This is a genomic window from Heyndrickxia sp. FSL K6-6286 (genome assembly GCF_038630395.1).
Classification (GTDB): domain Bacteria; phylum Bacillota; class Bacilli; order Bacillales; family Bacillaceae_C; genus Heyndrickxia; species Heyndrickxia oleronia.
Window position 1 is genome coordinate 5,136,555 of sequence record NZ_CP152029.1, and the last position, 15,485, is coordinate 5,152,039.

Below are 15,485 nucleotides of genomic sequence, written 5' to 3' on the forward strand. Positions count from 1 at the left end.
ATTTGGGGATACGAGGTGAGAAGGAAATATGCAGGATGCATTGCTAAAGGTAGAGGGACTAAAAACTTATTTCTATCTAGACGACAAGAAAATTGCTAGAGCAGTAGACGGGATTGACTTTTCTATTTATCCAGGCGAAACTGTTGCTCTCGTTGGAGAATCCGGAAGTGGGAAAAGCATCACATCCCTTTCAATTATGCAGTTAATTAATAAACCAGGAAAAATCAAAGAGGGCACAGTTATATTTAACGGAGATAACCTACTAAACTTTTCGGATAAACAAATGGCGAAAATTAGGGGCAATGACCTTGCAATGATTTTCCAGGAGCCAATGACAGCTTTAAATCCGGTATTCACGATTGGCAATCAAATCGTGGAAACTTTAATCAAACACAAAAAATTAACAAAAAAACAAGCCTATAGTAAAGCGATCGAAATATTGAAAATGGTCGGATTCCCCAGGGCAGAGGAAACCATTAAAGAGTATCCTCACCAATTATCAGGAGGAATGCGCCAGCGAGCAATGATTGCAATCGCCATGTCATGCGATCCTAAATTACTAATTGCAGACGAGCCTACAACTGCATTAGATGTGACTATCCAAGCACAAATTTTGGATCTAATGAATGAAATGAAGAAAAAATTCAATACAGCCATACTTTTAATTACTCATGATCTTGGCGTGGTGGCAGAGTATGCAGATCGGGTCATGGTAATGTACGGTGGACAAATTGTGGAGGATACAACGGTTGAAAGATTATTTTCTAATCCACAGCATCCATATACAATTGGCCTACTTGAGAGCTTACCAAGTATTGATAAAGAGGTAAAAAGACTAGGTGCGATTAAAGGGACCGTGCCACCTTCCTATAACTTTCCAAAAGGCTGCCGTTTTTCCGATCGATGTCCGAAAGTGATGGAAAAATGCAAAGAAGCTTTGCCGCAGCTACAAACAACAGAATCTGGACATGATGTTCGTTGTTATATCTATGAATAAGGAGGAATTTTATTTGCAATTAGACAATGTTAAAGAAAGACAAGTAGAAACAGACACATACCTATTACAAGCTAAAAATATTAAAAAGTACTTCCCAATTAAAGGAGGAATTTTAAAATCAACTGTTGGTCATGTAAAAGCTGTAGATGGAGTTTCTCTAAATATTAAAAAAGGAGAGACACTTGGAATTGTTGGGGAATCCGGTTCAGGAAAATCCACACTTGGAAGAGTTATCCTCCGCCTACATGAACCAACTGAGGGACAAATCATCTTTGAAAACCAAGACATTTCCCATTTAAGGAATCGAAGGCTTCGACCTTTTAGAAAAGATATGCAGATTGTCTTTCAAGACCCTTTTGCCTCATTAAACTCAAAAATGAGTGTAGCTGAATTAATTGAGGAGCCTCTTGTGGTACAAACATCGCTAAATAAAAAGGAACGAAAAGACAAAGCAATTGAACTGCTTGAAAAGGTTGGGCTACGTCCCGAAGATCGCCTGAAATATCCTCATGAATTTTCCGGAGGTCAAAGGCAACGAATAAGTATTGCCCGTGCTCTCGCCCTTAAACCAAAATTTGTTATTTGTGATGAGCCTGTCTCTGCATTGGATGTATCTATACAGGCACAAGTACTAAATTTAATGTCCGATCTTCAAGATGAATTTGATTTAACCTATTTATTTATTTCACACGATCTAAGTGTTGTGAAACATATTAGCGATCGTGTAGCTGTCATGTATCTTGGCCGAATCGTAGAAATAGCTGAAAAAAAGGAGTTATACGAGGAACCGTTACATCCATATACACAAGCACTTCTATCCTCTGCACCAACAACAAATATCCACATAAGACGTGAAAAAATAACTTTAAAAGGAGATCTCCCTAGCCCATCCAATCCACCGTCTGGATGTGCGTTCCGAACAAGATGCCCACATGCTTTCGAAAAATGTGCAATAGAGCGACCTGAACTATCTACCATGACCACCAATCACTTTGTAGCCTGCCATCTTTACTCAAAAAAATAAAATGAGTGGTTCAAAGGAGGTGATGCACAGAAATTCACATTTGAAGTGCTGGTTTTCTTTAAAGATAAAAAGGGGTGAAAAAATTTGAAAACAAGAAAAAGCTTTCTTCTTAGTTTAATCTTCATTCTTTCATTAAGTATGTTCCTTGCAGCTTGTAAAGGTGGGGAAGATAGTACCAAAAAAGGGGAAAACGAAAAGGGGTCTAACAACCCTTCTGAAGAAACAGGGAAAGCACAAATGGGCGGGACGATTACTGGGGCAATGGATACGGCTCCTGCCGGTGTATTTAATCCTATATTCTACACAGATGCATATGAAAGTAACATTCTGTCATTTACACATGAAAGTCTAGTCACGCAAAATGAAAAACTTGAATTTTTGCCATCATTGGCAAAGGAATGGAAATTCAATGATGATCAAACTGAAGTAACGTTTACCTTACAGGATAATGTTAAATGGCATGATGGCAAACCATTCACAGCAAATGATGTTGTTTTCACTTACAAATCGATTGCTAGCCCTGGCTATGTTGAAGCTGGCGGAGTTCGTACCGAATATGTAGAAAAACTTTTAGGATACGAGGATTTCAATTCGGGGAAAACTGATCAATTGGAAGGTGTAGTTGCCCAAGATGAGCATACAGTTACCTTTAAGTTTAGTGAACCAAATGTAACAGCTCTTGATAATGCTAGCTTCCCGATTATTCCTGAACATATTTTTAAAGATATCCCTATAAAAGATATGCCAAAAGCTGGTGCCACGCTCAATGCGGGAGAGGTGATTGGAACAGGACCATTTAAATTCACAAAAATGATTGAAGGAGAGCAATACATTCTAGAAAAGAACAAAGATTATTGGCAAGGTGAGCCATACCTTGATCAAATTGTTTGGAAGGTAGTCAATCAATCAGTTATTGTCGGTATGCTCGAAACAGGAGAACTCGACTTCGTAGCTGACCCAAATGGCTTCCAACCAGCGGATTATGACTCCATTAGTGCATTGGATAATATTGAAATTATTGAGCAGCCAAAGTTTGGATACCAGCTAATGGGCTTCATGGTAAACCATCGTACGCCTGAAGATGTAAAAGCCGGTGTGATTAAACCTGAGAATTGGGTCTCTAATAAAAAGATTGCAGACAAACGCGTGCGCCAAGCAATTGCTTATGCCGTTGATCGAGAAGGATTAATTAAAGCATTACTTCATGGGCGTGGAGCGGTTATTAATGCACCGATAGCTACTCAATTCTCCGCTTATGACGGCGAAAAACCAAATCAATACAAATTTAATGTTGAAGAAGCTAAAAAACTACTGGATGAAGCTGGATATGTTGATAAAGATAATGATGGCTTCCGTGAAGACCCAGACGGAAAAAAATGGGTTCTTACATTAAATTATCCAACAGGAAATGAGCTTCGTATGCGATCTGCACCAATTATTCAAGAAATGTTAGAGGCTGTAGGAATCAAAATAGATCTTCGTCAGCCAATTGAATTCTCTACGTATTCTGATGTTCTTGAAAAAGATAGTGATGATTGGGATCTTTATTTACTTGGCTGGAGCCTCAGCAGTACAGATCCAGATCCAAGCGGCCTATGGGGCTCCAAAGCTGCCTACAACTATGGTCGTTGGAATAATAAGGAATCCGACGAACTAATGAAAAAGGCGGTACAACCTCCAGAAGCATTTGATCAAGCCTATCGCGATCAAGTGTATAGTGACTGGCAAGTATTATTCCAGGATGATTTACCAGCATTAATCTTATATGCACAAAATACATTATGGGGGTATAACAAGCGCTTACAAAATGTTAAACCTCTACCATACTCCATGTATAATGATACACATTTATGGTGGGTGTCATCTAAATAAATTTAATAAAATCTAAGGATAACGGGAATGTCTCAGCGAAAAGAGATTTTACCATTCATGAGATATTCCCATCCTTTCCAAGAACGGAGGGGACCTATGACAACATACATTATTCGTAGGATACTCGTTTTTATTCCAATGCTACTCGGCTTAACAATTATCGTCTTTGCTCTCATCCAAGCGGCACCTGGCGATCCCTTTTCTGGTAGAATGGTCGATCCTAGAATTGACCCAAAAGTCTTTGAGCAGCAAAGGCAAGCCCTTGGTTTAGATGACCCAATCCATGTACAATACTGGAAATGGCTCACATCTGTTGCTAAGGGGGACCTAGGTCAATCTTACACATATAATGGCAGAGATGTTTCCGAATTAATCGGTGATCGAATAGGTAATACATTTAGTTTAGGACTGTTTTCTCTCATTATTACATTAATCGTCTCCATTCCAATTGGCATCTATTCAGCAAAAAAGCCCTATTCCTTGCTTGATTATGGAGCTACAACCTTTGGATTCTTTGGTTTAGCTGTTCCAAATTTCTTTTTTGGACTAGTTGCTATATACGTCTTATCGATCACTCTAGGTTGGTTTCCATCCCAGGGAACTGTATCAACACCAGGGCTAACTGGTTTAGAGTTATTTTTTGATAAGCTTCACCATCTCTTCTTACCAGGAATCACACTTGGTTTAGCAGGAACAGCTGCCTATATGCGTTATATGCGATCGGAGGTACTAGATGTATTAGGGAAAGACTATATTCGGACTGCAAGGGCAAAAGGGATGAGTGAACGAAATGTCCTTTATAAACATACTCTTCGCAATGCACTGATACCAATTATTACTCTTATGGGATTTGAAATAGGAGGTATATTGAGCGGAGCAGTTATTACCGAAGGAGTTTTCCAATTCCCTGGACTTGGTCAATTATTTTTAAGGGCAATAGGAAGCCGCGACTACCCTGTCATTATGGCGATCAATTTATTATTAGGTTTCTTTATACTTTTCGGAAATTTATTGGCAGATATTTTTTATAGTATCGTCGATCCAAGAATTCGCTATGATTAGGAGGGGAAAAGAATGGATACTAAAACGAATCTTACTTTCGATTCGAACCCTGAAGTCAATTCTAAGAGAAAAATTAAAGGGAAAAGTCCTTTTCAGCTAGCCCTCCGAAGATTTATGAAAAACAAACTTGCAATGGCCGGGCTGATTATTTTGTTTCTTATTGTCGTCGCTGTTATCTTTGCTCCATTATTAACGAATCAACCTCCTACTAAATCGAATCTGCTCCTAATTGAACAGCCACCAAGCGCCGATCATCCTTTAGGAACAGATAGCTCTGGAAGAGATAATCTTTCCCGTCTTTTATATGGTGGACGAATTTCTATGATTGTCGGATTTAGTGCCATGTTTTGTACTCTTATCATAGGGGTAACACTTGGTTCAATTGCAGGATACTATAGAGGCATCGTAGATGGGATCATTATGCGAATTGCCGATTTGATTCTCATGCTTCCTTTTCTTGTTCTCGTCTTAACCATTGTAGCCATTTTGCAAAAAGTTACTATCGGAATCTTCGTAGGTATTATTGCCATCACTTCTTGGCCCAACCTGGCAAGGATTATTCGCGGAACCTTTCTTTCTCTTCGCGAACAAGAATTTGTCCTAGGAGCAAAAGCAATTGGGGCCAGTGATTTTCGAATTATCTTTAAGCATTTTATTCCAAACGCCATCGGACCTATTGTCGTAAATGCTACACTCATGATGGCAACAATGATTATTGTTGAATCCGCTCTTAGCTTTATCGGCTTTGGTATTCCACAGCCCACACCTACTTGGGGAAATATGATTTCTGAAGCTCAAAGCTTACGTATTTTACGCAATAGCCCAGAAGCATGGATTCCTCCTGGACTCGCAATCCTATTAACTGTTCTTTGTATAAACTTTATTGGCGATGGCCTTCGTGATGCCTTCGATCCAAAAAGTAATAATCGATAGGGACACAGGGTCAGGTCCCTTGTCCCACTAAATGTGGAAAAGAACCGGCCCTGTGTTTTTTTATTCACTTTCAATAAGACTATTCAATGAAACCTCTTCTTCCATTTCTGGTTGACCCAAAGGATAGATTCGAGCGGTTTCATTTTTTTCGTCAACATGCTGAATATAGATTGGCTTTCCATTATAAGTAACATTAACCATTCTAGGAGACTCAGCAATTTCCTGTGCCCGTTGTTTATTCACTTGAATATACCTCCTTTAATTTATTCTTACCCTTTGCTATTTAATAGAAAGATATACATCTCATCTGATTCTATTGTGAATAAAATCCAAACTCTCGCTCATACTGAAATTAAAAATATGAAAGAGGGATATGGATGGCAAACCTTGGACTACTTATTATTCGTTTAGTGGTAGGTCTTACATTTGTGGGACATGGTGCACAAAAACTATTTGGTTGGTTCGGTGGTACGGGTGCGACTAAAACCGGTGAATGGCTAGAATCAATTGGAATAAAACCTGGTGGTACTATTTGGGCAATCTGTGCAGGGTTATTTGAGCTAGTAGGGGGATTATTATTTAGTGCGGGTGTACTCACCCCAATAGGCGCAGCTCTAATTGCCATTATTATGATTGATGCCATTGTATCTGTTCATGGTCGTAATGGGTACTGGCTCACCAATAATGGCTTTGAGTATAATTTTGTTCTTATCGCCGTTGTCATTGGAGTAGCACTAATTGGGCCAGGTGACTATGTATTATTCTATCGTCCCTAAACTGGGAAACTAAAAAAGCAGGTCACTAAAACCTGCTTTAAGCCTTTTTTATTGCTGGTCTTTCATATACTCTATGGTTTGCCTTAATCCATCCCTATAAGAAGTTCGTGGAACAGGACCAATTTTATTTTCATATTTATCTCCACTTAATACAACTGGTTCCTGATTTAAATAATACATTTCTACCACTTCACGCATCATTGGATTAAATAGCCCGAGCATACGTATCATTGACTTTGTAATCGTTAATACACGTTTATCATAGCTGGTCAATTCGCGCATAGTTTCCATAATCTCTTTCCCAGTAATCACACTATGTCCTGGAATATTCCAGCTCTCTCCATAGGCATCTTCACGGAAAGCAAGCTCAACGATGGCTTTCGCCCCATCTGGTGTATAAATATATTCTCTTGCAATCCGTTGATCTCCTACAAACATCGATGATTGATTAGCTACAACCTTTTCCAGAGTAACGTGGAGAAGGGTATTTTCTGCGTTCGGGCCATAAAAATCTGGAAAATGGGCAATAAATGCCTGAGCATTGGACTCCTTTATCATGTTCTCCACATTCAGACGGATCCTACCCTTTTTAGTATGTGGGTTTTTAGGTGCATTCTCAGAAACTTTCTCACGATTGCTTCTCCCATATGCATAAATATTATCAACTACCGCTAGCTTAATTCCCCTCATCTCAGAAACGTTGATAATTTGTTGAATAAACGTAGCAAGCCTTTCTTCCCATTCTGGATATGGAATATTTGCTGCTTGAAAAATGATATCTACATCAGTAGCTGCTTTAAGCAAATCATCTAAATTAAAAATATCACCTGTAAATATTGTGATGCCTTGCTGATTTTGAAATAATTTTTCTAACTTGCTTCTTGTACGAGCAAAGGCTACAACATGAATTCCTCTGCTAATTAATTCGTTTACTATCGAATACCCCATACCGCCTGATGCCCCTAATACCAAAGCCTTTTTCATAAAAAATTCCTCCCACCATTTATTTGACCACTGTTCAAATATAGTTAAAAAAAATTATAGCATTGCTTTTAACAAGAAATTAACATGTAAATGAGCTAATTCCTTCACATCTTCAAAATTAGTGACATGCCGAAGATAATGTGTAACAAACCCATGTAGAGATAGAAAGATGCTCCAAATTTCTTGGATAGTTGTTTGACGCCCACATAACATATGGACTGTTTGAGCAAATTTCTCATAGCTTTTATTTGGCCCCTGATTAATATAGTTAATGACTTCCTCTTCTTTAATTAAAAACATGATTTCATAGTGACTTTGATAGGTCAACCCAAATTCGATAAAGCCTAGCATCACCTTTTTTAATTTTTCTAATGTATCAAGCTCCTCCTCCAAGATACGATCAAGTACTTGATCTAACATATGAAAGTGCTCTTCTACTAACCCATAAAACAGCTCTGCTTTATTTTTAAAATGATAATAAATCGCTCCATGGCTATACCCTAATTCTTTGGCCACTTGCCTCATAGAAACATGTTGATAACCTTTCGTTATGAATAACTCTCTTGCTGCATTCATAATCATTTCCCGCGAAAGTTCATGCTGGACAGATTTTCTTGGTGACATGATTTCCTCCTTATTAACCACTGTTCAATTAAATATTATGTGAAATGGGATCAATTGTCAATTGTTTTTTTAAATATAGGTTGAAGACCATTGCTCCTCCTTCATTTCACTGAGTAAAAAGAGCTATAAACTTCATAAGAACTACCAGGACGTGTAATAGGCTGCGGTAGAGCATTTACACAAGCACGAAACAATATGAAAACAGCTTTAATAAAAAACGTCTATTTACTAAAATAGACGTTTTAGCTCAATAATCACTTTAAATAAATCTCCATCTACCCCAATATCCATGCTTCCTTCATGAAGATCAACAATGGATTTAGAAATGGCAAGACCTAATCCAGAACCTTCTGTATGTCGAGATTGATCTCCACGTTTAAATCGTTCAAATAATTCATCTGTATGTTTTCCTAACTCATATTTTGATACATTCTTAAAAATGATCATCACATGTTCACTAGTCGATTCAATTGATATATATACTCTTGTATTTTCTAATGCATATTTCAGTATATTTCCAATTAAATTATCGAACACGCGCCAAATTTTTTGTCCATCTACATGAGCATATACCGGTTCCTTCGGTGTAGAAATTCGAAATTGCAAACTTGATTGATTCATTTGCTCGTTATATTCACCAAGTGCCTGCTCTAGTAATTGCACCATATCAACTTGCTTCTTGACAAGCTCTATATTGCCACTGGCTATTTTCGAAGCTTCAAATAAATCATCAATTAAAACTTTTAACCTCTTAGATTTACGGTCAATTATCCCTATATAAGCTTCTCTTTCTTCCTCCCCTAATTCCTTTGACTTTAATAGTTCCGTATAGGTAATAATAGATGTTAAGGGAGTTCTTAAATCATGACTTACATTCGTTATAAGCTCTGTCTTTAGTCGCTCGCTCTTAGCTTGTTCCTTCTTTGAGGTTTTAACCCCATGCTTTAAATGATTAATATTTTCCGCTAGCTTTGCTATGGATGATTTTCCGCCAATGGCGAGATCTGGTTCAAGATTCCCCTTTGCTAATTCCGAAGTATATTTAAGAATCCGATTAAAAGATCCTGCCTGTTTAATCACGATGATAAATATCAATATTGTTAGAAGTAAGTAAATAATGACTAATTCTGGCTCGGTCCCTGCAATAGCTGATATAGGTATAAATGAAAAAAGAACGGCGAAAAAAATAAGCACCTGGGTACCTATACTTCTGAGTAAGAAAGCTTCCTTTAAAGCGAAGTATAGTCGAAAAAGTATACTTTTTTTTATATCTACTTTTAAATTTTCAACATCCATTATTCTGCGATACATGAGTGCCAGCTGTATAAGTACAAGAAAAGTAAGGATTGCAGCTAAAATAAAATTGAATAAATAGGAGTCTACCGGAAATCCCTCGCTCAAATAAAGCCTACTTATGATTCCAATAATTATATTTTCATACATAGTCAAGAATATTAATAGAGACAAACCAATATCAATCGGCACTTTTTGATAATACCTTTGAAGCCTTGTAAGGGAAGGGTATGGACTTAATTTTTTCATTAGTAAGAGGCCAAAAAATAATGTGACCATTCCACCCATTATATAGTAATAAAAGGCCATTTGTTGTTGCGGGTATTGTTGATAGTTGGCAATGACAGAACTATCCTCTGGTGCGGAAACAAGTACACCAATCCTACCTTCTAATAATTTAGGATCTCCATCTATCTCATTTTGGAAGTTATTCACCACTAGCTCTGTTCCATCCAAACGAGAGTACTCTTGAACATACTTCATATCAGGCTTTGTAAATTCGGAATCAATAAAGCTTTCATTGCTAGAATATAAATTAGTGTAAACCTCATTCGTATTTATATCCCTTAGATAGAACTTAAATACCTTCTTAAAATCATACAGTTCTGATAATTCCTTTTCCTTAATCCAATCATCTTCAACGTCTTCACCATGATATATTTCATATTTACCCAATTCATGAATGAAAGACTCTATTTCAGCCGCAAATTGATCTGTATCAAAATAGGTTTTAAAAAGATATTCATGCCCACGGTCCAGTAATAATCCAATGCTTGTCAATCCGAAAGTGAACAAAAGCAAAGCAATAATAAATCCAAAAGTTCTACCTTTCCATTTTGTAGCCAATCCCCCACACCACCTTTATGTATCTTGGATTCTTCGGATCAATTTCAATTTTTTCTCGAATTTTACGGATATGAACAGCTACTGTATTTTCCGCATTAAACCCAGGCTCCTTCCAAACCCGCTCATAAATTTCAGATATAGAAAAAACTCGACCAGCATTCTTCATTAATAATTCAACAATTCGATATTCAATAGGTGTGAACTTCACTAATTCTCCATCTACAGTCACTTCCTTTGCAACTGGATTTAAAGTTAGTCCGTCTAATTCAATTACTTTCCTCGCTCCCTCATAAGTACCGAACTTTACATACCTTCGTAGCTGTGATTTCACCCTAGCAATTAACTCTAAAGGATTGAATGGCTTGGTGATATAATCATCGGCTCCAATTTGCAATCCTAATATTTTATCGGTATCTTCACTTTTAGCACTTAATATAATAATGGGAATGTCCTTTTTCTCACGAATTTTAAATGTCGCTGCTATACCATCCATTCTAGGCATCATGACATCTAGTAAAATTAAATGAATATCGTACTCATTTAACTTTTCAATTGCCTCCAACCCATCCTTCGCTTTGATCACAGTAATCCCTTCGTTTTTTAAATAAATTTCAATTACATCACGAATTTCTATTTCATCATCAACAACTAATACACGATATGTATCCACCAGCTACTCCCCCACCTATTTATTCGTGTTATCTATAGTATAAAACCCAATTCTTAACAATCAGCTAATTAAAAAATGAAGAATTTCTTAAGATTCCATGGCTTTGGAAACGATGGAATAATTTATATCTATTACTATATTAACTTTCCCTAATAGAAAAGGTAGTAAATTTTCACACTTTAATCTAATCTTCCAAACCAATCATTTCCATCTAATGCTGATTTTTTGCTATGATATGTCTAAATAAACGAAGGAGATGAGTATATGATCAAACAAGTTCGTTTAGGTAAAACAGATTTATATGTTAATCCAATTGGTCTTGGTACAAATGCTGTAGGAGGACATAATATTTACCCCAATTTAATCGAGGAAACGGGTAAAGATGTGGTAAGAGCTGCTATTTCTAATGGAATCAATTTCTTAGACACAGCTTATATTTACGGACCAGAACGTTCTGAAGAATTAATCGGCGAGGTTTTAGAAGAAACAGGAAATCGTAAAGAAATCATCATTGCTACTAAAGGGGCACATAAGTTAGTAGACGGAAAGATAATATTTGATAATTCTCCCGCTTTTTTAAAAAATGAAGTTGAAAAAAGCCTTAGACGATTAAAGACTGATTATATTGATCTATACTATATTCACTTTCCTGATGATAAAACCCCTAAAGATGAGGCGGTTGGCGCTTTAAAGGAACTAAAGGATCAAGGGAAAATTCGAGCAATTGGCGTTTCTAACTTTTCAATCGAGCAATTAAAGGAAGCCAATAAAGATGGATATGTAGATGTACTGCAATCAGAATATAACCTATTTAAACGTGAGGCGGAAAAAGAGCTATTACCGTATACGAAAGAGAAGAATATTTCATTTGTTCCTTATTTCCCACTTGCAGCTGGGCTATTAGGTGGAAAATATACAAAGGAAACAACGTTTAAAGATGGACGTTCTAAAAATCCATTATTCCAAGGTGATGCATTTATTCAGAACTTAGAAAAAGTAGAGCTTGTTCGTGAAATCGCTTTAAAGAAAGAAGCGGAAGTTGCTCATGTCGTACTTGCTTGGTACTTAACACGTGATTCAATTGATGCACTAATCCCTGGAGCAAAACAGCCCGAACAAGTAAAGAGAAATCTGGCTACCTTAGCTGTCCATTTAACTCCAGAAGAAATAAAGCAAATCGATGATATTTTTCAAGCTTAATCATTTTAAAGGGCAAGCATAGTAGATGCTCGTCCTTTTTTATATTTCTTCTAAAAAGAAGAATATTTTTTACGAATATCATGTTTTCCTATTTTACTAATATACCTATAGAGTTAAAATGGATTTTATATATCATTTTGTAAAAAAGAAGGAGAACTTCATTGAGTACAAATAAACTTCAAGAACAAACACTTTTCAGTATTACCTGGCCGCTCCTCATCGAGCTAACCCTCCATATGGGAATGGGAATTATGGCCACACTTATGCTTAGTCATTATTCAGATGACGCTGCCTCAGGAGTAGGTGTTGCAAATCAACTGTTAAATATTTTTATTTTAGTATTTACAGTTACTTCTATCGGTGCCACTGTCTTAATTAGTCAAAGCCTAGGTGCAGAAAACTTTAAAAAGGCCAGACAGCTATCTAGGTCCGTTTTTGGACTGAATTTTTGGTTCGGAATGATCATCGCATTGATTGTTTTTTTCTTTGGTGAACATTTGTTGCGCTTATTTGATATTGAAGGAAAAGTATTTGACTATGGGCTAATCTTTGTTCGTATTTGCGGTGCCTCCCTTTTCCTTGAATCCTTATCCTTAGCATTAAGTGCCGTTTTGCGTAGCCATGGCTTTACGAAGGAATCCATGGTCGTAACGGTGATCATGGATTTAATTAGTATTGGTGGAAACATTCTTGCAACAACTGGTATTCTAGGTCTTCCGATTACGGGTGTAGTCGGTGTTTCTTGGGCTATCGTTGTGGCGCGTAGCTTCGCTGTTCTTGCACTCATTTACTTTGTATATAAACGACTGTCACTTAGATTAACATTTAGTGATTTATTTAAGGCTAAGAAGGAGGATGTTAAAAGTCTCTTATCAATCGGCATCCCTTCAGCTGGTGAAAACCTTTCCTATCAACTTTCTCAACTCGTCATTACAGGGTTTGTTGTTACGATTGGAACATCTGCACTGGCTTCTCGCATTTATTTACTGAATCTATCAATGATCTGTTACTTATTTACATTAGCAATCGCACAAGGTACACAACTTCTCGTTGCACGATATATAGGTGGAAAGCAATATGAACGTGCATTACGCCGTGGGGTTCGTACATTGAAAATCGCAATGATCGCTTCATTTATCGCCTCATTAATTCTTGCTTTGATCGGGTCGCCTATATTAAGTATTTTTACTGATGATCCCAAAATTATTGCTATCGGGCTTCCTGTGTTATGGGCTATTGTTATAACTGAACCTGGTAGGGCGATGAATATTGTGTTGATGAGCTCCTTGAAGTCTGCAGGGGATGTACGCTTTCCTGTTATCATTGGAATGATATCTATGTGGGGCATTGCAGTCGTTTTAAGCTATGTACTTGGCGTCCATTTTGGTCTAGGTCTTTTAGGAATTTGGATTGCACAAGGTGCAGATGAATGGTTTAGGGGTTGCTTTGCTTTTAGACGCTGGTTATCAAAACCATGGGAACGCAAGGTGGCAAAGATTAAAATGAAAGCATTGAAAACGTCATAAAAAGTAAAAAAAGGAGTGGGAATTTGCTCCTTTTTTTCTTTACTATTTAACGAATAAATATAAATTGAAGACCATCAATCCCGCTTAATTACTAAATAACTTTTTTGAATGAACTTAACACGATTGATCATTTCCACTAATCTTGTCATATGTATTGAACTTTAGTTCATGATAAGATAAGAATAGATTGCTAACAGGGAGATGAATGTAAAATGAAAAATGAAATCATTGAAAGATTTACATCTTACGTAAAAATCGATACCCAATCTAATGAAGATAGCGAGACATGTCCTTCTACACCTGGACAATGGGATCTACTTCATAAGCTTGAAGAAGAGCTTAAATCTATAGGTATGGAAGATGTTACATTGGACGAGAATGGATATTTAATGGCCTCTCTCCCTTCTAATACCGATAAGCATGTACCAACTATTGGATTTTTAGCACATGTTGATACAGCGACTGATTTTACCGGCAAAAATGTAAATCCACAACTAGTTGAAAATTATGATGGTGGAGACATACTTTTAAATGATTCCCTACATATTACTTTGTCCCCAAAAGAATTCCCTAATCTTGAAAATTATAAGGGGCATACATTAATTACAACAGATGGAACCACACTTCTAGGTGCTGACAATAAAGCGGGAATTGCTGAAATCATGACTGCAATGGCCTATTTAATCCAGCATCCAGAAATCAAGCATGGTAAAGTGAGAGTTGCCTTTACTCCAGACGAGGAGATTGGTAGAGGACCACATAAATTTGATGTAGAAGCTTTTCAAGCACAATATGCTTACACAGTTGATGGCGGCCGGCTTGGGGAATTAGAATATGAAAGCTTCAACGCTGCAGGTGCGAAAATTACCATTAAAGGTAGCAATATTCATCCTGGATCAGCAAAGGGAAAAATGATCAACTCCATCAAAATTGGAATGGAGCTTCAAAATAAGCTGCCTGCAGAGGAAGCCCCAGAATATACTGAAGGTTATGAAGGCTTCTATCATTTGTTATCAATGAACGGTGATGTTGAACAGACCAAAATGAACTATATCATCCGAGATCATGATAAGGAAAAATTTGAAGCCAAAAAGGCAAATCTTGAAAAGATTGTTAATGAACTCAAACAAAAATATGGAGAGAACAACATCATATTAGAAATAAGTGATCAATATTACAATATGAAGGATAAAATTGAACCAGTAAAACATATTGTAGATATTGCCTATGAGGCAATGAAAGACTTAAACATCGAACCGATTATACAACCAATCCGTGGTGGTACTGATGGTTCTCAGCTTTCTTTTATGGGATTACCAACACCAAATATTTTTACAGGTGGAGAAAACTTCCATGGGAAATATGAATATATTTCAGTAGATAATATGGAGAAAGCAACACAGGTAATCATCGGTATAACAAAACTTTTTGAAGAAAAGGCATAAAACAAAAACATCAGGTGTCAGGCATAGTCTGACACCTTTTTTAGTTCCTGAGAACGGAAATGTAAACATGAGAAAAACACCTAAAACTTTTTAAACTCTTATCCATATGAAAAGCTAGACACAACCCTAACGAGGGGAAGCAGTTTAAAAAGTTGAGATGATATTCTGAGCAATCAAAGAAATAATTCCTTACCCATACTCACGGTAAATTTTGCAGTATTCATTCGCTCCGA

At 36.9% G+C, this 15,485-nt stretch carries 14 protein-coding genes; 9 read left to right on the forward strand and 5 right to left on the reverse strand.

Annotated features, from left to right (window positions below):
* The first annotated feature begins 28 nt into the window (after positions 1-28).
* The 5 genes from MHI39_RS25700 to opp4C all read left to right on the forward strand — a co-directional run bounded on the left by MHI39_RS25700 (position 29) and on the right by opp4C (position 5,888).
* Positions 29-997: an ABC transporter ATP-binding protein gene (locus MHI39_RS25700; RefSeq protein ID WP_278891038.1), complete on the forward strand. Its 969-nt coding sequence runs from the start codon at positions 29-31 to the stop codon at positions 995-997.
* Positions 998-1,010: 13 nt separating this feature from the next.
* Positions 1,011-2,021 carry a dipeptide ABC transporter ATP-binding protein gene (locus MHI39_RS25705; RefSeq protein ID WP_278891037.1) on the forward strand — a complete coding sequence of 337 codons (1,011 nt, stop codon included), beginning with the start codon at positions 1,011-1,013 and terminating at the stop codon, positions 2,019-2,021.
* Between the two features lie 84 nt (positions 2,022-2,105).
* Positions 2,106-3,893: a peptide-binding protein gene (locus tag MHI39_RS25710; protein ID WP_341462633.1), complete on the forward strand. Its 1,788-nt coding sequence runs from the start codon at positions 2,106-2,108 to the stop codon at positions 3,891-3,893.
* A 96-nt stretch (positions 3,894-3,989) separates the two neighbouring features.
* Entirely contained in the window at positions 3,990-4,955 is a 966-nt protein-coding gene (locus MHI39_RS25715; RefSeq protein ID WP_058006140.1) for an ABC transporter permease, read from the forward strand.
* Positions 4,956-4,967: 12 nt separating this feature from the next.
* Positions 4,968-5,888 (forward strand): oligopeptide ABC transporter permease, encoded by a 921-nt coding sequence (gene opp4C, locus MHI39_RS25720; RefSeq protein WP_251339544.1) that lies wholly within the window; start codon positions 4,968-4,970, stop codon positions 5,886-5,888.
* A gap of 60 nt (positions 5,889-5,948) precedes the next feature.
* Here opp4C and MHI39_RS25725 read toward each other — a convergent pair whose 3' ends face one another.
* Positions 5,949-6,131 (reverse strand): small acid-soluble spore protein H, encoded by a 183-nt coding sequence (locus tag MHI39_RS25725; RefSeq protein ID WP_058006138.1) that lies wholly within the window; start codon positions 6,129-6,131, stop codon positions 5,949-5,951.
* Between the two features lie 134 nt (positions 6,132-6,265).
* On the opposite strand from MHI39_RS25725, the gene MHI39_RS25730 reads away from it, so the two are divergent.
* Positions 6,266-6,664, forward strand: a complete 399-nt coding sequence (locus MHI39_RS25730; protein WP_058006137.1) for a DoxX family protein — start codon at positions 6,266-6,268, stop codon at positions 6,662-6,664.
* A gap of 48 nt (positions 6,665-6,712) precedes the next feature.
* Here the strand turns inward: MHI39_RS25730 and MHI39_RS25735 are convergent, their stop codons facing one another.
* The 4 genes from MHI39_RS25735 to MHI39_RS25750 form a co-directional block, all read right to left on the reverse strand.
* Positions 6,713-7,648, reverse strand: a complete 936-nt coding sequence (locus tag MHI39_RS25735) for an SDR family NAD(P)-dependent oxidoreductase (protein ID WP_278891035.1) — start codon at positions 7,646-7,648, stop codon at positions 6,713-6,715.
* Between the two features lie 54 nt (positions 7,649-7,702).
* Positions 7,703-8,272: a TetR/AcrR family transcriptional regulator gene (locus tag MHI39_RS25740; RefSeq protein ID WP_342540443.1), complete on the reverse strand. Its 570-nt coding sequence runs from the start codon at positions 8,270-8,272 to the stop codon at positions 7,703-7,705.
* A 228-nt stretch (positions 8,273-8,500) separates the two neighbouring features.
* Positions 8,501-10,411, reverse strand: coding sequence for a HAMP domain-containing sensor histidine kinase (locus tag MHI39_RS25745; RefSeq protein ID WP_278891033.1), 1,911 nt, complete (start codon positions 10,409-10,411; stop codon positions 8,501-8,503).
* Positions 10,389-11,081 (reverse strand): response regulator transcription factor, encoded by a 693-nt coding sequence (locus MHI39_RS25750; protein WP_342540444.1) that lies wholly within the window; start codon positions 11,079-11,081, stop codon positions 10,389-10,391. The genes MHI39_RS25745 and MHI39_RS25750 overlap by 23 nt, the downstream gene beginning before the upstream one ends.
* Before the next feature lie 264 nt (positions 11,082-11,345).
* On the opposite strand from MHI39_RS25750, the gene MHI39_RS25755 reads away from it, so the two are divergent.
* The 3 genes from MHI39_RS25755 (at position 11,346) to pepT (ending at position 15,252) form a co-directional block, all read left to right on the forward strand.
* The gene (locus MHI39_RS25755; RefSeq protein WP_071976335.1) at positions 11,346-12,281 is read left to right on the forward strand and encodes an aldo/keto reductase; all 936 of its coding nucleotides are present in this window, start codon (positions 11,346-11,348) and stop codon (positions 12,279-12,281) included.
* A gap of 161 nt (positions 12,282-12,442) precedes the next feature.
* Complete coding sequence (locus tag MHI39_RS25760; RefSeq protein ID WP_058006131.1) at positions 12,443-13,807, forward strand: MATE family efflux transporter; 1,365 nt, start codon at positions 12,443-12,445, stop codon at positions 13,805-13,807.
* A gap of 212 nt (positions 13,808-14,019) precedes the next feature.
* The gene (gene pepT / locus MHI39_RS25765; RefSeq protein WP_180212561.1) at positions 14,020-15,252 is read left to right on the forward strand and encodes a peptidase T; all 1,233 of its coding nucleotides are present in this window, start codon (positions 14,020-14,022) and stop codon (positions 15,250-15,252) included.
* The last annotated feature ends 233 nt before the right edge of the window (positions 15,253-15,485 follow it).

Coding starts and splice junctions, on each gene's coding strand:
- opp4C (WP_251339544.1), top strand. CDS start 4,968: ATGGATACTAAAACGAATCTTACTTTCGATTCGAACCCTGAAGTCAAT.
- MHI39_RS25735 (WP_278891035.1), bottom strand. CDS start 7,648: ATGAAAAAGGCTTTGGTATTAGGGGCATCAGGCGGTATGGGGTATTCG.
- MHI39_RS25715 (WP_058006140.1), top strand. CDS start 3,990: ATGACAACATACATTATTCGTAGGATACTCGTTTTTATTCCAATGCTA.
- MHI39_RS25755 (WP_071976335.1), top strand. CDS start 11,346: ATGATCAAACAAGTTCGTTTAGGTAAAACAGATTTATATGTTAATCCA.
- pepT (WP_180212561.1), top strand. CDS start 14,020: ATGAAAAATGAAATCATTGAAAGATTTACATCTTACGTAAAAATCGAT.
- MHI39_RS25700 (WP_278891038.1), top strand. CDS start 29: ATGCAGGATGCATTGCTAAAGGTAGAGGGACTAAAAACTTATTTCTAT.
- MHI39_RS25730 (WP_058006137.1), top strand. CDS start 6,266: ATGGCAAACCTTGGACTACTTATTATTCGTTTAGTGGTAGGTCTTACA.
- MHI39_RS25740 (WP_342540443.1), bottom strand. CDS start 8,272: ATGTCACCAAGAAAATCTGTCCAGCATGAACTTTCGCGGGAAATGATT.